22 protein-coding genes are annotated in these 18,127 nt (G+C 70.0%); 15 read left to right on the forward strand and 7 right to left on the reverse strand.

The window, feature by feature from the left end; genetic code table 11:
* Positions 1-22: 22 nt before the first annotated feature.
* The 3 genes from rbfA to truB are packed head-to-tail and all read left to right on the forward strand — an operon-like array spanning position 23 to position 2,151.
* Positions 23-448: a 30S ribosome-binding factor RbfA gene (gene rbfA, locus LOKHON_RS02650; protein WP_017927956.1), complete on the forward strand. Its 426-nt coding sequence runs from the start codon at positions 23-25 to the stop codon at positions 446-448.
* A complete protein-coding gene (locus tag LOKHON_RS02655) occupies positions 445-1,209 on the forward strand; it encodes a phosphodiester glycosidase family protein (RefSeq protein WP_017927955.1) in 765 nt (254 codons plus the stop codon). Before rbfA ends, LOKHON_RS02655 begins: the two co-directional genes overlap by 4 nt.
* Before the next feature lie 36 nt (positions 1,210-1,245).
* Positions 1,246-2,151: a tRNA pseudouridine(55) synthase TruB gene (gene truB, locus LOKHON_RS02660; protein ID WP_017927954.1), complete on the forward strand. Its 906-nt coding sequence runs from the start codon at positions 1,246-1,248 to the stop codon at positions 2,149-2,151.
* 18 nt (positions 2,152-2,169) lie between these two features.
* Here the strand turns inward: truB and LOKHON_RS02665 are convergent, their stop codons facing one another.
* The 7 genes from LOKHON_RS02665 to LOKHON_RS02695 form a co-directional block, all read right to left on the reverse strand.
* The gene (locus tag LOKHON_RS02665) at positions 2,170-2,934 is read right to left on the reverse strand and encodes a sulfite exporter TauE/SafE family protein (protein WP_017927953.1); all 765 of its coding nucleotides are present in this window, start codon (positions 2,932-2,934) and stop codon (positions 2,170-2,172) included.
* Between the two features lie 44 nt (positions 2,935-2,978).
* On the reverse strand, positions 2,979-4,190 hold the full coding sequence (locus LOKHON_RS02670; protein WP_017927952.1) for an MFS transporter: 1,212 nt from the start codon (positions 4,188-4,190) through the stop codon (positions 2,979-2,981).
* 124 nt (positions 4,191-4,314) lie between these two features.
* Positions 4,315-5,043 (reverse strand): DNA repair protein RecO, encoded by a 729-nt coding sequence (recO, locus tag LOKHON_RS02675; RefSeq protein WP_017927951.1) that lies wholly within the window; start codon positions 5,041-5,043, stop codon positions 4,315-4,317.
* A 16-nt stretch (positions 5,044-5,059) separates the two neighbouring features.
* Positions 5,060-5,527 (reverse strand): ribonuclease HI, encoded by a 468-nt coding sequence (gene rnhA, locus LOKHON_RS02680; RefSeq protein ID WP_017927950.1) that lies wholly within the window; start codon positions 5,525-5,527, stop codon positions 5,060-5,062.
* 199 nt (positions 5,528-5,726) lie between these two features.
* A complete protein-coding gene (locus tag LOKHON_RS02685; protein WP_017927949.1) occupies positions 5,727-6,161 on the reverse strand; it encodes a DUF3429 domain-containing protein in 435 nt (144 codons plus the stop codon).
* Positions 6,158-7,117 carry a 4-hydroxy-3-methylbut-2-enyl diphosphate reductase gene (gene ispH, locus LOKHON_RS02690; RefSeq protein ID WP_017927948.1) on the reverse strand — a complete coding sequence of 320 codons (960 nt, stop codon included), beginning with the start codon at positions 7,115-7,117 and terminating at the stop codon, positions 6,158-6,160. Before ispH ends, LOKHON_RS02685 begins: the two co-directional genes overlap by 4 nt.
* Positions 7,118-7,212: 95 nt before the next feature.
* Entirely contained in the window at positions 7,213-7,773 is a 561-nt protein-coding gene (locus LOKHON_RS02695; protein ID WP_017927947.1) for a LabA-like NYN domain-containing protein, read from the reverse strand.
* A gap of 97 nt (positions 7,774-7,870) precedes the next feature.
* Between LOKHON_RS02695 and folK the strand changes: the two genes are divergently transcribed.
* The 12 genes from folK to LOKHON_RS02755 all read left to right on the forward strand — a co-directional run bounded on the left by folK (position 7,871) and on the right by LOKHON_RS02755 (position 18,106).
* Positions 7,871-8,458: a 2-amino-4-hydroxy-6-hydroxymethyldihydropteridine diphosphokinase gene (gene folK / locus LOKHON_RS02700; protein WP_017927946.1), complete on the forward strand. Its 588-nt coding sequence runs from the start codon at positions 7,871-7,873 to the stop codon at positions 8,456-8,458.
* A gap of 129 nt (positions 8,459-8,587) precedes the next feature.
* Entirely contained in the window at positions 8,588-8,941 is a 354-nt protein-coding gene (rpoZ, locus tag LOKHON_RS02705) for a DNA-directed RNA polymerase subunit omega (RefSeq protein WP_017927945.1), read from the forward strand.
* A gap of 37 nt (positions 8,942-8,978) precedes the next feature.
* Complete coding sequence (locus LOKHON_RS02710; RefSeq protein ID WP_017927944.1) at positions 8,979-11,132, forward strand: RelA/SpoT family protein; 2,154 nt, start codon at positions 8,979-8,981, stop codon at positions 11,130-11,132.
* A gap of 11 nt (positions 11,133-11,143) precedes the next feature.
* Positions 11,144-11,800 (forward strand): DUF2062 domain-containing protein, encoded by a 657-nt coding sequence (locus tag LOKHON_RS02715; RefSeq protein ID WP_017927943.1) that lies wholly within the window; start codon positions 11,144-11,146, stop codon positions 11,798-11,800.
* A 28-nt stretch (positions 11,801-11,828) separates the two neighbouring features.
* Positions 11,829-12,578, forward strand: coding sequence for a pyridoxine 5'-phosphate synthase (locus tag LOKHON_RS02720; RefSeq protein ID WP_017927942.1), 750 nt, complete (start codon positions 11,829-11,831; stop codon positions 12,576-12,578).
* Positions 12,579-12,969: 391 nt separating this feature from the next.
* A complete protein-coding gene (locus LOKHON_RS02725) occupies positions 12,970-13,410 on the forward strand; it encodes a PA2169 family four-helix-bundle protein (RefSeq protein WP_017927941.1) in 441 nt (146 codons plus the stop codon).
* Positions 13,411-13,518: 108 nt separating this feature from the next.
* The gene (acpS, locus tag LOKHON_RS02730; protein WP_017927940.1) at positions 13,519-13,926 is read left to right on the forward strand and encodes a holo-ACP synthase; all 408 of its coding nucleotides are present in this window, start codon (positions 13,519-13,521) and stop codon (positions 13,924-13,926) included.
* Positions 13,926-15,143 (forward strand): MFS transporter, encoded by a 1,218-nt coding sequence (locus tag LOKHON_RS02735; RefSeq protein ID WP_017927939.1) that lies wholly within the window; start codon positions 13,926-13,928, stop codon positions 15,141-15,143. Before acpS ends, LOKHON_RS02735 begins: the two co-directional genes overlap by 1 nt.
* A gap of 77 nt (positions 15,144-15,220) precedes the next feature.
* Entirely contained in the window at positions 15,221-16,072 is an 852-nt protein-coding gene (lepB, locus tag LOKHON_RS02740) for a signal peptidase I (protein ID WP_017927938.1), read from the forward strand.
* On the forward strand, positions 16,069-16,749 hold the full coding sequence (gene rnc / locus LOKHON_RS02745; RefSeq protein ID WP_017927937.1) for a ribonuclease III: 681 nt from the start codon (positions 16,069-16,071) through the stop codon (positions 16,747-16,749). The genes lepB and rnc overlap by 4 nt, the downstream gene beginning before the upstream one ends.
* Positions 16,746-17,777: a GTPase Era gene (era, locus tag LOKHON_RS02750; RefSeq protein ID WP_017927936.1), complete on the forward strand. Its 1,032-nt coding sequence runs from the start codon at positions 16,746-16,748 to the stop codon at positions 17,775-17,777. The genes rnc and era overlap by 4 nt, the downstream gene beginning before the upstream one ends.
* Positions 17,774-18,106 carry a DUF1491 family protein gene (locus LOKHON_RS02755; RefSeq protein WP_017927935.1) on the forward strand — a complete coding sequence of 111 codons (333 nt, stop codon included), beginning with the start codon at positions 17,774-17,776 and terminating at the stop codon, positions 18,104-18,106. The genes era and LOKHON_RS02755 overlap by 4 nt, the downstream gene beginning before the upstream one ends.
* Positions 18,107-18,127: the final 21 nt, after the last annotated feature.

Here is an 18,127-nt window from a genome sequence, read left to right on the forward strand (position 1 = left end):
CGCGAAGACTAGATGGAGCCGCATGAGCAAATCCCGTTCCTCCGAACCCCGTGGCCCCTCGCAGCGCCAGCTGCGCGTGGGCGAGCTGATCCGCCGCAGCCTGTCCGAGCTGCTGGCCCGTGGCGACCTGCACGAGCCGGACCTGTCGGCCATGTCGATCACCGTCGGCGAGGTCCGCGCGACCCCCGATCTCAAGCGCGCCACCTGCTTCGTGCTGCCCTTGGGCGGCGGCGACGAAGAGACGATGCTGGCGGCGCTGCGCCGGGCCAAGCCCGAGATCCGCCACCTGCTGGCGCGCAACATGAAGCTCAAGCACGCGCCCGATCTCAAATTCGAGATCGACCGCACCTTCGACCGCATGGACGAAACCCGCCGCCTCTTGTCGGACGAGAAGGTCCGCCGCGACGTGGCCGCCTCCGGGGACGCGCCGGAGGAGGACGGGGCGTGACGCCACGCTCCGCCCTGGCCGCGCTCGGTCTTGCCACCGCCTGCGCGTTGCCATTGCCGGGACTGGCTTCGCCTTGCGAGGACATCGCGCATGAGGGGCTGTCCTACACGATTTGCGAGGTCGATCCCGCCGCCGACGACCTGCGGCTGTTCCTGACCGACGATGATGGCGGCCTTTACGGCAGCTTCCAGGCGATCGACCGCGCCGCCAGCGGCGAAGCGCTGGTCTTCGCGATGAACGCAGGGATGTATCACCCCGACCGCCGCCCCGTCGGCCATTATCTCGAAGAGGGCAAGGAGGTGATGCGTCTCGTCACCAATGCCGGGCCCGGCAATTTCGGGATGCTGCCCAACGGCGTGTTCTGCATCGGCGGCGCCAGCGCCCGCGTGATCGAAACGCTGCGCTACGAGGCCGAGGCGCCCGAATGCCGCTATGCCACGCAATCGGGCCCGATGCTGGTGATCGACGGCGATCTGCATCCGCGCTTTTTGCCCGACAGCACCTCGCGCCACATCCGCAACGGCGTCGGCACGACCGAGGCGGGCGACCGGGCGGTGTTCGTCATCGCCAACCAGCCGGTGACCTTCCACGAATTCGGCTCGGTCTTCCGCGATGCGCTCGACCTGCCGCAGGCGCTCTATTTCGACGGCAATGTCAGCCGGTTGCACGCGCCGGGGCTCGGCCGGTCGGATTTCGGCTTTGCCATGGGTCCGATCGTCGGCGTGCTGTCGCCCGTTGACGAGACACGCCCCGGCGGCTAGGCCGCGCGCCTCGCACGCAGGCATCAGGAGGGCCGCATGGCACGCAAGCGCAAGGGCCGCGACATCTCGGGCTGGCTGGTGGTGGACAAGCCCGCGGGCATGACCTCCACGGCGGTGGTCAACAAGGTCAAATGGGCCTTCGACGCCAAGAAGGCGGGCCATGCGGGCACGCTCGATCCCGACGCCACCGGCGTGCTCGCCGTGGCGCTGGGCGAAGCGACCAAGACCGTGCCCTTCGTCACCGATGCGCTGAAAGCCTACGAATTCACCGTGACCTTCGGCGCGGCCACCAACACCGACGACGCCGAGGGCGAGGTGATCGCGCGTTCGGACGCCCGCCCCACGGATGCCGAGATCAAGGAGGCGCTCAACCGCTTCGTCGGCGATATCGACCAGGTGCCACCCGCCTTCTCGGCGGTGAAGATCGACGGCCAGCGCGCCTATGCCAAGGCGCGCGCGGGCGAGGAGGTCGAGCTTGCCGCCCGCCCGCTCTGGGTCGAGAGCCTGATCCTCTTGGAGCGGCCCGACGCCGATCACGCCACGCTCGAAATGGTCTGCGGCAAGGGCGGCTACGTGCGCTCCATCGCGCGCGACCTGGGCGACGCGCTCGGCTGTCTGGGCCATGTGCGCGAGCTGCGCCGGGTCTGGTCGGGGCCGTTCACCGCCCAGGAGGGCGTGACGCTGGCGCAGATCGAGGCCGAGGCGAAATCCGAGGCGCTCGACCGCTTCCTGCGGCCGCTCGAGGACGGGCTCGCCGACCTGCCTTGCGTGACCTGCTCGGCCGAGGCCGCGACGCGGCTGCGCAATGGCAACCCGGCGCCGGTGATCGCCTCCGGGCTCGATTACGGCGAAGAGGCCTGGGCCGCGCATGAGGGCCGGGCCGTGGCGGTGGGCCGGGTCATGGGACCGGAGCTGCACCCCAGCCGGGTCTTCGTGAGCTGATCGCGCGCGGCGCGCGGTTCAGAAGATCGCGCGCCGCACGAGGTTCAGACCGGCGACCAGCAGCACGATCAGCGTGACGTGCCTGAACGCCTTCTGGTCGATCCGGTCATGCGCCAGACCGCCGAGCCACATGCCCGCCATGGCCGGCAGGATCATGAACAGCGAGAACGGCAGCGTCGTGTCGTTCAGCACCCCCGACTGCAGATGCGCGCCCGACAGCGCCAGCGCACCGAGCCCGTAGATCACCCCCTGCGCCCGGATCGAATCGCCCTTGGGCGTGTCGATCGCGGTGAGATAGGCCACCGTCGGCGGCCCCCAGACGCCCGACATCCCGCCGACAAAGCCCGAAAACCCGCCGATCGCCGCCTCGATGCCCCCGGTCTTCTCGGGGATCTTCGGCTTCCAGCCCGACAGCTGCAGGATCGCGAAGGCCGAGACCGGCGCGCCGATCAGCAGAAACAGCGCCTCGGCGGAGAGCACCCGCACCAGCTGCGCGCTGAGCACCAGCATCAGCCCGCCCACGATCAGGTAGACCCGGAACCGCTTCACGGTGGAGAGCGCCGCACGCCCGCCTTGGCGCAGCGCCTGCATGCCGTTGGTCACGAGCGTCGGCGCGATCAGCGCCGCCAGCGCCAGCTCGGGCGGCAAGAACAGCGACAGCGACGAGATCATGATCATCGGCATGGCGAAACCCACCATGCCCTTCACGATCCCGGCGCCGATGCCCACGACCACGGAGAGCAGCAACAGCTGCGGCGACATCAGCTCGGCGAAGGGGATCATGGGCGCTCCGGGGTTGCGGTGGCGCAGGTGTCGCGCGCCCGGCCTCAGGCGGCAAGGGGGCGCGGCGCGCCAAGCCGCGGGTGCAGCTTTGCCGCAATGGCCGAAGCCGCGGCCAGCCCCGCGCCGCAGGCCGCGAAGACCCCCGCCACCGGCGCCACCATCAGCACCAGCCCCGCCACCGCCGGGGTGACGATGCCCGACACGTCGCGAAAGCTCGCATAGACCGCCGCCATCTCGGTGCGCTCCGACGGCTTCACCGCCATCAGGAAGGGCAGGCCCGCGCAGACGTCGAGCATGATCAGGCAGACCGACCCCGCCATCAGCGCCGCCAGCGCCGCCCATGGCGCGCCCGACAAGAGCGCCGCCGCCACGAACAGGGCGGCGGCCAGCCCGAAGCTCGCCCGCACCGCGAAGCGCACGCTGGTGCGCTGCACCAGCCGCAGCATCAAGGGGGTGGTGAACAACAGCGCGTTCGAGACCGACAGCATGACGCCGCCCAGACGATCGCCGAGCCCCTGCTCGATGCAGAAGATCGGCAGGTAGACGATATAGACCCACCAGCCGCAGGACCGGATCACCGCGAACAGCCAGCCCGCCACCAGCCGCGGCTGCGCGCGGAACCGGGCCAGAAAGGCGAGCGGGTTCGGCGCAGGCCCATGGGCGCGGGTGATCTGGCGGCCATTGCCGAGCCGCATCCGCCAGAACACCGCGACGACGGCCATCGCGAGGCCCCCCGCCAGCAGGAACGGCGCGGGATACCACCAGTCGAGCAGGATCACCCCCAGCGCCGGGCCGACCATCCACGACGCCGCCGAATAGACCAGCCGCGTCGATTCGGTGCGGCCCAGCTCGCGCCGCGCGATGTGATCGAGCACATAGGCATTGAAACAGACCATCCACAGCACCGTGGCCAGCGCGTTCGACGCCAGCCCCAGCGCCAGAAGCCCCGGCCGCCCGGTGAGCGCCAGCAGCGCGCCCAAGACATAGAACAGCCCGACCCCGGTGAAGAGCCAGCGGCGCGGCAGCCGCCGGTTCACCCAAGGCAGCATCAGGCCGGCGCAGAGCGACGAGACGCCGACCGCGAAGTAGATCGCGCTCACCAGCGCGGCATCGCCGAAGGCGCGGTAGAGCGCCAGCGGCATCACCGACAGCAGGATGCCCCGCACCCCGGCCTCGATCGCCGCGAGCCGCGCGAAATCCGAAATGCGCGGCGTCGGCGAATGGGTGAGATAGATCGGCGCGCGCGGGGTAACCATGAGACGACTCGCATCGGCGAAAGGGGATACCCCTGCTTGGCCCCTGCCGCGCGCCGCGGGCTGCGACGAAGACGACCTCGGCGCGTCGCATCCGGGCTTTCCGCGCGCCGTCGGCGAAGAACCGTCAACCGATCCGCGCGATCGCCTCGATCAATCGCCCGCGCGCCGGGGGCAAGGGCCGGTCGCCGGAGCCCGGCACCAGCCGGTGCTCGATGAACCATCCGGTGGTCTGCAACGCCGCGACGATGTCGGGCGCCCCCGCCTCTCCCTCGCCGCGCAGGACCGGCGGCAGCGGCAGCAGCTTGGACGCCCAGTCCCCGGCGCCCGCGCGGCTCACCGCGCGGCCCGATTTCGGGCTGACCAGTTCCAGCCCCTCGGTCGCGCCGGTCACGGCGCAGCGGTCGAGATCGAGCGCGAAGCCCATCTCCTCCAGGAGCGCCAGTTCCCAGTGCAGATAGGCCAGCGGCCAGACCTCGCTTTCGCCCAGAAGGTCCAGCAGCGCCATGGTCCGGTCGTAAAGCGGCGCATGCGGGTCGCGCTCGGGCAGCACGGTGACGAGAAGGGCCGCGACGGCGTTGAGCCCGGCCAGCGCCAGCCGGTCCTCCATCACCTGCGCCGCGCGCGAGCGCACCGGCTCGAAGGTGAAGCTGCCCAGATGCTCGCCCAGCCGCGCCTTCCATGTCAGGTCGAGCTGCGCGCCGGGCTGCAGCAGCGGCGCGATCCGGCGCGAACCGCCGCCGCGCACCACGCCCGCATGCAGCCCGTGGCCGCGGGTGAACACCTCCACGATGGCCGAGCCTTCGCCATGGCGCCGCACCCTGAGCAGCGCGCCCTCTTCGCGCCATTCGATCATGGCTGCCTCGAAAGGTTCAGGCGCGGGCGCGGCCCGGCTTGAACGGCGCCATGCCGGCGCGGGCCAGCTCGTCGGCGCGCTCGTTCTCGGGGTGGCCGGCATGGCCCTTGACCCATTCCCAGACGACCGTGTGGCGCGCCGCCGCCGCGTCGAGACGGCGCCACAGATCCTCGTTCTTGACCGGCTTGCCGGCCGAGGTCTTCCAGCCCTTGCGCTTCCATCCCGCCATCCATTCGGTGATGCCCCCCTTCACATAGGCGCTGTCGGTCACGACGGTAAGCTTGGTCGGCTTGGCCAGCGCCTCCAGCGCCGAGATCGCGGCCATCAGCTCCATGCGGTTGTTGGTGGTCATCGCTTCGCCGCCCTTGAGCGCGCGCTCCTTGGTGACAGCCTCGCCCTCCTTGGCCTGCAAGAGCGCCCCCCAGCCGCCGGGGCCGGGATTGCCGGAACAGGCACCGTCGGTGAAGGCGAAGATCTTGGCCATGGCAGGCTCCGGTGTCTGAAGGGTCGGGGCGTTCCCTTTAGGCCAAGCGCCGCGATCCGGCAACGTCCGGCCCCTGCCCTTTCACCATTCCGAAAATACGCAAATCGCGCGGCCTGCCCCCGCGCGAGAGGCCCGGCGCGGCGCGCGCCGCCAGCCGCGGGCCATGCGTATTTGGAGAATGGTGAAAAGGCGCGCGCGCTCAGGCCAGCGGCAGCGCGAGGCAGACCACGACGAGACCGGTGAGCAGCAGCCGCAGGCGCAGCCACCAGCCGGGCGCGAGGCCGCGCTTGGCAAAGCCCGCATCGAGCGCCAGCAGGCCGATGAATCCCGCGATCAGCACGAGGCTCGACCGCTCCCAGCCGCCGCCGACGAGAAAGGCCACCCAAAGCGCCGGGATCACCGAGACGGCATAGCCGATCGCCGCCGCGCGGCCCTTGGCCCGGGTGGCAAAGCCCCACAGCACGCCGGACATGAAGCTCAGGATAACGCTGCCGTAGAACACCTGCACGTATGGCCCCGCGAGCCGCTGCGGCAGCCAGCCCGGCGCGAGGCCGGGAAACCACGTGCTCAGCGCGCCCCAGGCAAAGGGCAGAACGCCCGCCAGGCCGAGCAGCAGCGCCGCGGGCGGGATCATGCGGGCTCGCGCAGGATGCGCGGCACCTTGAACTCGACGTTTTCCTGCGCCGTCTCGACCAGCTTCACGGTGACGTCGTAGCGGGCGCGGAAAGCGTCCACGACCTCCTGCACCAGCACCTCGGGCGCGCTGGCCCCGGCGGTGAGCCCGAGCGAGCGGATGCCGTCGAGCGCGCGCCAGTCGATCTCGGCGGCGCGCTGCACCAGCTGCGCATAGCCGCAGCCCGCCTTGGCGCCGACCTCGACGAGGCGCTTGGAGTTCGAGGAGTTGGGCGCGCCCACGACGAGCAGCGCGTCGCAATCGGGCGCCATCGCCTTCACCGCCTCCTGGCGGTTGGTGGTGGCGTAGCAGATGTCTTCGCGGCCCGGCCCCTTGATCGCCGGGAATCGCGCCTTGAGCGCCGCCACGATGCCCGCCGTGTCGTCGACCGACAGCGTCGTCTGCGTGACATAGGCAAGCCGCTCGGGATCGCGCACCTCGACCGTGGCGACATCGGCCTCGGTCTCCACGAGCAGCACCTCGCCCTCGGGCAGCTGGCCCATCGTGCCCACCGTCTCGGGGTGGCCGGCATGGCCGATCATGACCATCTGCAGCCCTTCGACCGAATGCCGCGCCGCCTCGTTATGGACCTTGGTTACCAGCGGGCAGGTCGCGTCGACCTGGATCATCTCGCGCCGGGCCGCCTCGGCCGGGACCGACTTGGCCACGCCATGCGCCGAGAAGATCACCGGCCGGTCGTCAGGCGCCTCGTCGAGCTCCTCGACGAACACCGCGCCCTTGGCGCGCAGGTCGTCCACGACGTAGCGATTGTGCACGATCTCGTGGCGCACATAGACCGGCGCGCCCCATTTCTCGAGCGCCAGCTCGACGATCTTGATGGCGCGGTCGACGCCCGCGCAAAAGCCGCGCGGCGCGGCGAGGTGGAGCGTCAGGGGCGGCAGGGCGGTGTCGGTCATCGGGAGGGCCTCCGGGGCGCACGGGCCGGTGGATTGCGATGCCGCCACAGCTAAGCATTCCGGGCCGCGAGGTCCAGCCACGCCGCCGCGACGGTTCAGTCCTCGCGCCCGGCCGCCGGTCCGGGCTGGCGCGCCGTGCGGCCGATCACGTCGCGCAGCTCCTCCAGCTCGATGAAATCGTCGGCCTGCCGACGCAGCTCATCGGCGATCATCGACGGCGTGGCGCGGATCGAGGAGACCACCGACACCCGCACCCCGCGGCGCTGCAGCGCCTCGACCAGGGGCCGGAAATCGCCATCGCCCGAAAACAGCACCGCGTGATCGATCCGGTCGGCGATATCGAGCGCGTCGACCGTCAGCTCGACATCCATGTTGCCCTTGATCTTGCGCCGCCCCTGCGCGTCGGTGAATTCGCGCGCGGGCTTGGTGCGCATGGTGAAGCCGTTGTATTGCAGCCAATCCACCAGCGGCCGGATCGGCGAATATTCGTCGCCATCGAGCAGCGCGGTGTAGTAATAGGCCCGGATCAGCCGCCCCCGGCGCAGAAATTCCTGGCGCAGCAGCCTGTAGTCGATATCGAAACCGAGAGCCTTGCCGGTGGCGTGCAGGTTGGCCCCGTCGATGAACAGCCCAAGCCTCTCGTCGCGATAGAACATTGTTAACAACCCTTTGCTGGAGTATCGCCGAGGCCGGTCGGGACGGCGCGGCGCCGCCCACCAGACCTGCCCCCTTTTATTCCGGGAAATCAAGAGAATGCCGCATAGCGAACAAAGCGACGCTTTCCCCGCCCGCGCCCTGATCGCGCTCGGCGCCAACGCCGCCTCTCCCGAAGGCCCACCCGCCGCGACGCTGCGCGCCGCGATGGCGGCCGTGGCGCGGCTCGGGCGCGGCGCCCGCCGGAGCCGGTTGTGGCGCAGCCCGGCCTTCCCGGCCGGCAGCGGCCCCGATTTCGTCAACGCCGCCATGGCGATCGAGACCGATCGCCCGGCGGCGGAACTGCTCGCCGCGCTGCACGCGATCGAGGCCCGGTTCGGCCGCGAACGCCAGGCCCGCTGGGGGCCGCGCAGCCTCGATCTCGACCTTCTGGCGCTCGGCGCGCAGATCGCGCCGGACCTTGCCGGATGGACGCTCTGGCGCGACCTGCCGCTCGAGCGGCAGAGCCGCGAGGCGCCCGACCGGCTGATTCTGCCGCATCCCCGGCTGCAGGATCGCGGCTTCGTGCTGGTGCCCCTGGCCGAGGTGGCGCCGGGCTGGCGGCACCCGGTCACCGGGCTCGACGTCATGGCGATGCGCGACGCGCTGCCCGCGCAGGCGCGCGCGGAGCTGGCGCCGCTCGGCTGACCGCCCCCGGCGCGTTGGCCGCGCGCCTTGTGTTCCGCCCCGCCGCGCTGTATGCGTGCGCTTTCGAGGCCGTGCCGCGCGATTCCGCGTGCGGCGGTCCTTTGCCCTACTTCAGATGGGAGTCGCCCGATGGCCCGCGTGACAGTCGAAGATTGCGTTGACAAGGTTCCGAACCGGTTCGAGCTGGTGATGCTCGCCGCGCATCGCGCCCGCGAAATCACCTCCGGCGCGCCGCTCACGGTGGCCCGCGACAACGACAAGAACCCCGTCGTCGCGCTGCGCGAGATCGCCGACGAGACCCAGCAGGCCGACGATCTGCGCGAGCGGATGATCGAGGCGCACCAGACCCAGATCGAGGTCGACGAGCCCGAAGCCGATTCGATGTCGCTGCTGATGAGCCAGGAAGCCGACAAGCCGGCCGAGGACGACATGAGCGAAGAGCGCCTGCTGCGTGAGCTGATGCAGGTCCAGAAAGAGGGCTGATCGCAGCCCGCATTTGGCCGGGGGTAGGACGACCCAGATGATATCCGCAGACGAGCTGATCGCTCTGGTCCGCAGCTATAACCCGGCCACCCGCGACGCCCTGATCCGCGACGCCTACGCTTTTGGCGAAGAGATGCATGCGGGGCAGTTCCGCAAGTCGGGCGAGCCCTACTTCATGCATCCCATCGCCGTGGCGGAGATCCTCGCGCGCCAGCAGATGGACGACGCCACGATCGTCACCGCGCTTTTGCACGACACGATCGAGGACACCCGTGCCTCGTTTGCGATGGTCGAGGCGCGCTTCAGCCGCGAGATCGCCGAGCTGGTCGACGGCGTCACCAAGCTGACCAACCTGCAGCTTTCCTCGACCCGCACCAAGCAGGCCGAGAATTTCCGCAAGCTGTTCATGGCGACCTCGCGCGACCTGCGCGTGACGCTGGTGAAACTCGCCGACCGTCTCCACAACATGCGCACGATCCGCTCCATGCGGCCCGAGAAGCAGGCCCAGAAGGCGCGCGAGACGATGGAGATCTACGCGCCGCTGGCGGGCCGGATGGGCATGCAGTGGATGCGCGAGGAGCTCGAGGACCTGTCGTTCCAGGTGCTCAACCCCGAGGCGCGCAACTCGATCATCCGCCGCTTCATCATGCTTCAGAAAGAAGCCGGCGACGTGGTCGAGCGGATCACCTCGGACATGCGCACCGAGCTCGACCGCGCGGGCATCGAGGCCGACCTGTTCGGCCGCGCCAAGAAGCCCTACTCGATCTGGCGCAAGATGCAGGAAAAGGACCAGGGCTTCTCGCGGCTCTCCGACATCTACGGCTTTCGCGTCATCACCGACAGCGAGGCCGACGCCTACCGCGTGCTCGGCGTGATCCACCAGCGCTGGCGCGCCGTGCCGGGCCGGTTCAAGGATTACATCAGCCAGCCGAAATCCAACGGCTACCGAAGCATCCACACCACCGTCTCGGGCCGCGACGGCAAGCGGGTGGAGGTGCAGATCCGCACCCGCGAGATGCACGAGGTGGCCGAAACCGGCGTGGCCGCGCACTGGTCCTACCGCGACGGTCTTCGGGTCGAGAACCGCTTTGCCGTCGATCCCGCGCGCTGGATCGCGCAGCTGACCGAGCGGCTCGAGACCGGCCATGACGACGAGGATTTCCTCGAGGCCGTGAAGCTCGAGATGTACCAGGACCAGGTGTTCTGCTTCACGCCCAAGGGCGAGGTGATCAAGCTCCCCAGGGGCGCCACGCCGATCGACTTCGCCTTCGCGATCCACACCCGCATCGGCTCCGCCTGCGTCGGCGCCAAGGTGGACGGGCTGCGCGTGCCGCTCTGGACCCGGCTGAAGAACGGCCAGTCGGTCGAGATCATCACCGCCGACGGCCAGCGCCCGCAATCGAGCTGGATCGAGATCGCGGTGACGGGCCGGGCCAAGGCCGCGATCCGCCGGAGTTTGCGCGAGGAGGACCGCGAGCGCTTCGTCAAGCTCGGCTCCGAGCTGGTGCGCGTGGCCTTCGAGAATGTCGGCAGGCGGGCCACCGACAAGGCGCTCAGGACGGCGGCCAAGACGCTCGGGCTCGACGGATCGACCGAGCTTCTGGCGCGGCTCGGCTCCGCCGATCTCACCACCCGCGAGGTGGTCGAGGCGCTCTACCCCGAGCTGGCCGCGCGCGGCGACGCCCAGGAGATCGCGCAGGAACGCGCCGTCGCCGGTCTCGCCGCCGGGCAGAGCTTTCGCCGCGCGCCCTGCTGCCAGCCGGTGCCGGGCGAGCGCATCGTCGGCATCACCTTTCGCGGCCAGGGCGTGGTGGTCCACGCGATCGACTGCCCGGCGCTGGCGCATTACGAGGAACAGCCCGAACGCTGGGTCGACCTGCGCTGGCAGGAAGGCACGCACGCCGCGGTCAACACGGTCGGGCTCGACCTGACCCTGACCAATGACGCGGGCGTGCTGGGGCGGATCTGCACGCTGATCGGCGAACAATCGGCCAATATCTCCGACATGACCTTCATCGACCGCAAGCCCGACTTCTACCGCATTCTCGTCGACGTGGACCTGCGCGATGCCGAGCATCTGCACAGGGTGATGACGGCGCTGGAGGCCGAAACCCACGTCTCATCGATCGAACGGCACCGCGATCCGGCGCGCGCGGGCACGCCATCGGCCGCCGCCGCGGCCGGGGCCTGATCGGCGGCGCGGTGGTCTTCAAGCGGCGCGACAGGCGGTCGGTGGGCCGCGCGGTGGCCGAGGCGCTCTATCCGCGCGGCGGCTGGCGCCGGGCCTTCGGTTACGTCAAGCACCGGCTGCAGCGCCTGCCCGACACGCCCGAGAAGATCGGCCGCGGCATCTTTGCCGGCGTGCTGGCGAGCTGGACGCCGTTCTACGGGCTGCATTTCGTGATCGCGGTGATCTTTGCCAAGATCGGCCGGGGCAACATGCTGGCCTCGCTGCTCGGCACCTTCTTCGGCAACCCGCTCACCTATGTGCCGATCGGCGTGGTCGCCCTGCAGACCGGGTATTTCATCCTCGGCCGTCCGCCCGGGCGGGGGATCGAAACCTCGCTCATGGACAAGTTCGGCGCCGCGGGTCAGGATCTGTGGCGCAATCTCGGCGCGCTGTTCGGCCCCGAACGCGCCGACTGGCACGGGCTGGGGCTGTTCTATCACGAGGTGTTCCTGCCCTATCTCGTCGGCGGGCTGCTGCCCGGGCTGATCTCGGCCTTCGCCTGCTACTGGCTGTTCGTGCCGGTGATCACCGCCTACCAGAACCGCCGCCGCCGCAAGCTGCGCGCCAAGCTTCAGGCCTTGGGAAAAAACCCCGAAATCCCGGCTGACGACGGCACGGGTCCGGGCTAGGCTGCCGCCGCAAAGGAGACCCAAGCCCATGACGGACCTCAGACTCGGCGTGAACATCGACCACGTGGCCACGGTGCGCAACGCGCGCGGCGGCGACACCCCCTCACCCGTGCGGGCCGCCAAGCTGGCCGAGGAGGCGGGCGCCGACGGCATCACCGCGCATCTGCGCGAGGACCGCCGCCACATCTCGGACGCCGATATCGAGGCGCTGGTGGCGGCGCTCAGGGTGCCGCTCAACTTCGAGATGGCCGCGACCGAGGAAATGCAGGCGATCGCGCTGCGCCACACGCCGCACGCGGTCTGCATCGTCCCCGAAAAGCGCGAGGAGCGCACCACCGAGGGCGGGCTGGAGGTCGCGAAGGACGAAAACCGGCTGGCGCATTTCATCGCGCCCTTGCGCGATGCGGGCTGCCGGGTGTCGATCTTCATCGCCGCCGACCGCCCCCAGATCGACGCCGCGGCCCGGATCGGCGCGCAGGTGGTGGAGCTGCACACCGGCGCCTATTGCGACGCCCACGCCGCGGGCGACAGCGCCACGCGCGACGCGGAGCTGGCGAAGATCACCGAAATGGCCACCCATGCCCATGCGCTCGGGCTCGAGGTCCATGCCGGGCACGGGCTGACCTATGACACGGTGGGGCCGATCGCGGGCCTGCCGGAAATCCGCGAGCTGAACATCGGCCATTTCCTGATCGGCGAGGCGATCTTCCGCGGCCTGTCACCGGCCATCGCCGAGATGCGCCGCCGGATGGAAGCGGCACGGCGGGTGCTGCGCTAGGGGCCGCGAACGCGCCGCCCCGGCCCGGAGGCCGGCACGGCGGCAGGATCCCGCGCAGACCGCCCGATGCCCCGGGAACGCGACCCGCCGCCAGCCGTTCTGTCCGCGTGACCGGCCGGGCCTCCACTCACCCCCCTTTGCCCGGTCGGTCATGCACGATGCCGGATCGCGCCGTCCCCGCCCATGCCGCCATGCGCAACCCGGACGGCATCAGGCCATGCCTTGATGCCGCACGGCTCCGCTCGTCCCCAACCGGGCCTGCCACGCGAACAGCCTTTTTTCACAGGGGGAGCAGCCGAAAAATTCGCGCTTTCAAAGGACCGATCCGCGCAGCTTTGCGTTGTATGTGCAAGCGCCCCGAGCGGGCACCCACACAAGACGGAGGCACGACATGGCCGACCATATCGATACCCTCAAGAAACTTCATACCCGCGTCATCGACAGCCGCGACGGCTACAAGCGGTCGCGCGAAGAGGTGAAGGACGAGCGCGGTTTCGTCGGTTTCTTCGACCGCCGCATCGCCGAGCGCGAGCAGTTCCACACCGTGATCCACCGCCAGCTCGGCGCCGAGGGCGTCGAGGTGAACGAAAGCGGCTCCACCGCGGCTGCCGCGCATCGCGGCTGGCTGGCGCTCAAGGATTCGCTGACCGGCGATGACGAGGCCGTCTATGACGAGATCATCACCGGCGAGGAGCAGCTTCTGAAGCTCTATGACGAGGCCATCGCGGCCACGGCGGGCAAGCCGGAATGGAGCTTTCTCGGCACCCAGCGCGCCGACGTGGAAAAGGCGCTCGCCGAAGCCCGTTCGGAGAAACAGCGCCACGCCGCCTGACGCCCGCGCCTCTTTCGGGTCCATCCGCGCCGTCCCCCCGGGGGCGGCGCCTTGTCGTGGCATGGACGCAGGTTGCGCGCCGCTTGCGCAGAAGCTACCGATATCTCCATGATCCTCGGCATCGGCACCGACCTCGCGAATATCGACCGCATCGCCGGCGTGCTGGAGCGCCATGGCGACCGCTTCCGCAACCGCGTCTTCACCGACACCGAACAGCACAAGGCCGAGCGCCGCCGCGACGTGGCGGGCACCTATGCCAAGCGCTGGGCCGCCAAGGAGGCCTGTTCCAAGGCGCTCGGCACCGGGCTGCGCATGGGCATCGCGTGGAAGGACATGGCGGTGTCGAACCTCGCGACCGGGCAGCCGGTGATGGAGGTCACGGGCTGGGCCAAGGATCGTCTCGATGCGATGACCCCCGCGGGACACGAGGCGATCATCCACGTCACGCTCACCGACGATCACCCTTGGGCGCAGGCCTTCGTGGTGATCGAGGCGCGGCCGATCCCGGGGCGCTGATGTTCGCGGCGACGCGGGCGCGCCTCGGTGGCAATCGCGGTCTCGGGCCGCTGCTGCTGGCGCAGGTGCCCGCCGATTTCGCCGACTGGCTCGACTTCGTCGCCGTGACCGCGCTTCTGGCCTTCACATGGTCGGCACCGACGCAGGCCTTCGCGTGGCTCGCGGTCGGGCTCGGCCTGCCCTATCTCACCGTCGGTCTCGTCGCGGGGGCGCTGGTCGACCGGCTCGACCTCAACCGGGTGCTGGTCTGGTCCAATATCGGCCGCGCGGTGGCGACCGCGGCGCTGATCCTCGCGCCGGACTGGCCGGTGCTGGTGGCGATCATCTTCGCGCGCGGCTGCGCCGACGCCTTCTTCACGCCGGCCAAACAGGCGGCGCTGCAGGCCCGGACCATGGAGGCGGATCTCATCTTCGCCAACGGGCTGAGCCATTCGATCAACCAGTCGAGCAAGATCGTCGCGCCCGCGCTCGGCGGCGCGATGCTGGCGTTTCTGGACCCCCAGGGGGTGTTTGCCATCAACGCCGTCGTGTCGATGCTGGCGGGGCTGGTGCTGTCGCGGCTCGATCCGTTCGAGCGCGAGGGCCCGGCCCGCCCGCCGCGCCCGATCCTGCACGACGTCGCCGAAGGGCTGCGGCTGGTGCGCCGCAGCCCGGTGCTGCGCGCGGCGATCTCGCTGATGGCGCTCGGGTTCTTCGCGATGTTCTTTTACGACACGCTGATCGCGCCGCTGGTCAAGGCGCTCGGCCAGGACGAGACCGCGCTTGGGCTGTGCCTTGCCGCGGTGGGGGCGGGCGGCGTGCTGGGCGGGCTGTTGATCGGCGGGGCGCGCGGCACCGGCGGCGCCTTTGCCACGATCGCGGCGGGCAACACCGCCGCGGCGTTGATCCTCGGCGGTCTCGGGCTGGCCGAGATGCTGGGCTGGATCGCGCCGCTGTGGCTCTTGCTGGCGCTGTTCGGGCTTGCGGGCGTGGTGTCGGCCCTGTCGCTGGTGCCCTACCGGGCGCTGATCCAGTCGGGCGCCGGGCCGGGCGGGGTCGGCCGGGTCTCGGCGCTGTCGGAGGGCGCGAACGCCGCCGCGCTTCTGGTCGCGCCGTTTCTGGGCGCGGCGCTGGCCGAGGCGGTTTCGGTCGGCGCGGCCTTCGTGGCGGGCGGGACGGTCACGCTCGTGATCGCGGGGACGGCGCTGGGTCTGGCCTTGCGCCATAGGGCAGGCTAGACGGGGCCCTTGGCGGTTTCCTTGACTTGTCGCACCGCCCCCCGCATGTAGCGCCGAAATCCCGAGGAACCCTCCGCATGGCCAGCAGATCCGATACAGAGAAGCACGGCTTCGCCCACAGCGTCTGGGAAACCATCAAGACGGTGTTCTGGGCGCTGCTGATCGCGGGCGTCTTTCGCACGCTGTTCTTCCAGCCCTTCTGGATTCCCTCGGGCTCGATGAAGGACACGCTGCTGATCGGCGATTTCCTCTTCGTCAACAAGATGGCCTATGGCTATTCCTACGCCTCCTGCCCCTCGGTGCGGCTGGCCTCGCTCGGCGTCGACATCTCGGCCGAGGATGTCTGCGGCTGGGCCAAGGGCGACAATGACCGGCTCTGGGGCGAATACCCCGAGCGCGGCGACGTGGTGGTGTTCCGCCACCCCGTGACCGGCGAGGATTTCATCAAGCGCGCCATCGGCCTGCCGGGCGACCGGCTGCAGGTCCGCGAGGGGCGGCTCTTCATCAATGACGAGGCGGTCGGCCACGAGCCCGCCGGCACCTTCACCGAGGTGATGGAGCGCCAGGGGCCGCAGGGGCTTTTGCCGCGCTGCCGCGGCGGCGCGGTCGGCATGGGCGCCACCTGCGAAAAGACCCGCTACACCCAGACGCTGCCGAATGGCGTCAGCCACTCGATTCTCGACATCGGCCCGCAATCGTCGGACAATACCGGCGTCTACACCGTTCCCGAGGGGCATCTGTTCTTCATGGGCGACAACCGCGACAATTCGACCGACAGCCGGGTGCCGCAAAGCGCGCGCGGCGTCGGCTTCGTGCCGTTCGAGGATCTGGTGGGCCGGGCCGACCGGATCATGTTCTCCTCCGCCGGGCGTTCGATGCTGGCCTTCTGGACCTGGCGGTCGGACCGTTTCTTCAAGGCGGTCGAGTGAAGGTATCCGCCGAATTGCGCGCCTTCGCGGCCCGTCTGGGTCACGAGTTCGAGCGCCCCGAGCTGCTGTCGCGCGCCGTCACGCATGGTTCGATCTCCGGGCCGATGCGCGACGACAACCAGCGGCTTGAGTTTCTCGGCGACCGGGTGCTCGGCCTCGTGATGGCCGAGGCGCTGCTCGACGCCGACCGCTCTGCGACCGAGGGCCAGATCGCGCCGCGCTTCAACGCGCTGGTGCGCCGCGAGACCTGCGCCGAGGTGGCGCGCGAGATCGAGATCGGCACCGTGCTGCGGCTGGGCCGGTCGGAGATGAAATCGGGCGGGCGCCGCAAGGAGGCGCTTCTGGCCGACGCGATGGAGGCGGTGATCGCCGCCGTCTATCTCGATGCGGGCTTCGAGGCCGCCAAGCGGGTGGTGCGCGGGCTCTGGGGCGACCGGGTGATGCGGGTCGAGGAAGACGCGCGCGACCCCAAGACCGCGCTTCAGGAATGGGCGCAGGCGCGCGGCGAGCCGCCGCCCGTCTATGCCGAGACCGGGCGGGAGGGACCGGACCACGCGCCGGTCTTCACGATCGAGGTGAAGCTGGCCTCCGGGCCATCGGAGAATGCCACCGCCGGATCGAAACGGCAGGCGGAACAGGCGGCGGCAGCCGCGCTACTCAAACGGGTGAGCGAATGAGCGAGCACGACGAGACGCCGAAGGGCGACGAGAGCCAGAACGCCGCTCAGGGCGAAACGCCCCGGACGCTGCACGAGGACGGCCTGCCCGGCGCGCCGGTGGGCGGCGACGACGCGGACGGCCCGACCAGCGCCGGTTACGTCGCGCTGATCGGCGAGCCGAATGCCGGCAAATCGACCCTGCTGAACCGCATGGTCGGCGCCAAGGTGTCGATCGTCACCCACAAGGTGCAGACCACCCGCGCCCGCATCCGCGGCGTCGCGATGGAAGACCGCGCGCAGATCGTCTTCGTCGACACGCCCGGCCTCTTTCGCCCGCGCCGCAGGCTCGACCGCGCCATGGTCGCCGCCGCGTGGAGCGGCGTGGCCGATGCCGACATGGTGGTGCTTCTGGTCGAGGCGCATCGCGGCATCACCGATGGCGTGAAGGCGATCCTCGAGGCCCTGCCCGAACGGCTGGGCGCCAAGCCCGTCGCGCTCGCGATCAACAAGATCGACAAGGTGAAATCCGAGCATCTGCTGAAGCTGACGCAGGATCTCAACGACGCGCATCCCTTCGTGAAAACCTTCATGATCTCGGCCGAGCGCGGCCATGGCGCCGCCGATCTCAAGGCGTGGCTTGCCAGCCAGATGCCGCAAAGCCCGTGGCTCTACCCCGAGGACCAGCTCGCCGACCTGCCGCTCAGGATGATCGCCGCCGAGATGACGCGCGAGAAGCTGACGCTCCGGCTGCACCAGGAGCTGCCCTACGAGCTGACGGTCGAAACCGAAAGCTGGCAGGAGCGCGAGGACGGATCGGCCCGGGTCGACCAGATGATCTATGTCGCCCGCGAGGGCCACAAGGGCATCGTGCTGGGCCGCGCCGGCGAGACGATCAAGGCCGTCTCCAAGGCCGCGCGCGAGGAGCTGACCGAGTTTCTGGGCCGCAAGGTGCACCTGTTCTTGCAGGTGAAGGTGCGCCCCAACTGGCTCGAGGAGCGCGAGCGCTATTCCGAGATGGGGCTCGATTTCAAGGACGGCAATTCTTGAGCCGACTGGCCGCCGGGATCTGGGTCTCGGCCTACCTGACGCGGCTGCGGCTCGCCGACATCCCCGTCTTCGTCACCGCGAAGGGCGACGAGACGGCGGGGGCGGTGCTGGTCAAGCTCAACACGCTCGACGGGCAGGCGCGATGTTTCCAGCGCAGCCTCGACCTGATGACCGGCGCGCGGGTCTGGATCGTGCTGGCCGAGGGGGACGAGGCCGAGGTCGACGCCACGATCGAGCGGCAGAAACGCTTCGACCCCGATCTGTGGGTGATCGAGGTCGAGGACCGGGCGGGCCGAACGCTGCTCGACGAGCCGGGGCTGGCGGACTGATCCGCCAGCGCGAGGGGGGTC

The organism is Limimaricola hongkongensis DSM 17492 (assembly GCF_000600975.2).
Lineage (GTDB): Bacteria > Pseudomonadota > Alphaproteobacteria > Rhodobacterales > Rhodobacteraceae > Limimaricola > Limimaricola hongkongensis.

What these genes read in the sequence shown, in the direction of transcription:
- rbfA (WP_017927956.1), top strand. Translation starts at nt 23, where the DNA reads ATGAGCAAATCCCGTTCCTCCGAACCCCGTGGCCCCTCGCAGCGCCAG.
- truB (WP_017927954.1), top strand. Translation starts at nt 1,246, where the DNA reads ATGGCACGCAAGCGCAAGGGCCGCGACATCTCGGGCTGGCTGGTGGTG.
- LOKHON_RS02665 (WP_017927953.1), bottom strand. Translation starts at nt 2,934, where the DNA reads ATGATCCCCTTCGCCGAGCTGATGTCGCCGCAGCTGTTGCTGCTCTCC.
- LOKHON_RS02670 (WP_017927952.1), bottom strand. Translation starts at nt 4,190, where the DNA reads ATGGTTACCCCGCGCGCGCCGATCTATCTCACCCATTCGCCGACGCCG.
- recO (WP_017927951.1), bottom strand. Translation starts at nt 5,043, where the DNA reads ATGATCGAATGGCGCGAAGAGGGCGCGCTGCTCAGGGTGCGGCGCCAT.
- rnhA (WP_017927950.1), bottom strand. Translation starts at nt 5,527, where the DNA reads ATGGCCAAGATCTTCGCCTTCACCGACGGTGCCTGTTCCGGCAATCCC.
- LOKHON_RS02685 (WP_017927949.1), bottom strand. Translation starts at nt 6,161, where the DNA reads ATGATCCCGCCCGCGGCGCTGCTGCTCGGCCTGGCGGGCGTTCTGCCC.
- ispH (WP_017927948.1), bottom strand. Translation starts at nt 7,117, where the DNA reads ATGACCGACACCGCCCTGCCGCCCCTGACGCTCCACCTCGCCGCGCCG.
- LOKHON_RS02695 (WP_017927947.1), bottom strand. Translation starts at nt 7,773, where the DNA reads ATGTTCTATCGCGACGAGAGGCTTGGGCTGTTCATCGACGGGGCCAAC.
- folK (WP_017927946.1), top strand. Translation starts at nt 7,871, where the DNA reads ATGCCGCATAGCGAACAAAGCGACGCTTTCCCCGCCCGCGCCCTGATC.
- rpoZ (WP_017927945.1), top strand. Translation starts at nt 8,588, where the DNA reads ATGGCCCGCGTGACAGTCGAAGATTGCGTTGACAAGGTTCCGAACCGG.
- LOKHON_RS02710 (WP_017927944.1), top strand. Translation starts at nt 8,979, where the DNA reads ATGATATCCGCAGACGAGCTGATCGCTCTGGTCCGCAGCTATAACCCG.
- LOKHON_RS02720 (WP_017927942.1), top strand. Translation starts at nt 11,829, where the DNA reads ATGACGGACCTCAGACTCGGCGTGAACATCGACCACGTGGCCACGGTG.
- LOKHON_RS02725 (WP_017927941.1), top strand. Translation starts at nt 12,970, where the DNA reads ATGGCCGACCATATCGATACCCTCAAGAAACTTCATACCCGCGTCATC.
- acpS (WP_017927940.1), top strand. Translation starts at nt 13,519, where the DNA reads ATGATCCTCGGCATCGGCACCGACCTCGCGAATATCGACCGCATCGCC.
- LOKHON_RS02735 (WP_017927939.1), top strand. Translation starts at nt 13,926, where the DNA reads ATGTTCGCGGCGACGCGGGCGCGCCTCGGTGGCAATCGCGGTCTCGGG.
- lepB (WP_017927938.1), top strand. Translation starts at nt 15,221, where the DNA reads ATGGCCAGCAGATCCGATACAGAGAAGCACGGCTTCGCCCACAGCGTC.
- era (WP_017927936.1), top strand. Translation starts at nt 16,746, where the DNA reads ATGAGCGAGCACGACGAGACGCCGAAGGGCGACGAGAGCCAGAACGCC.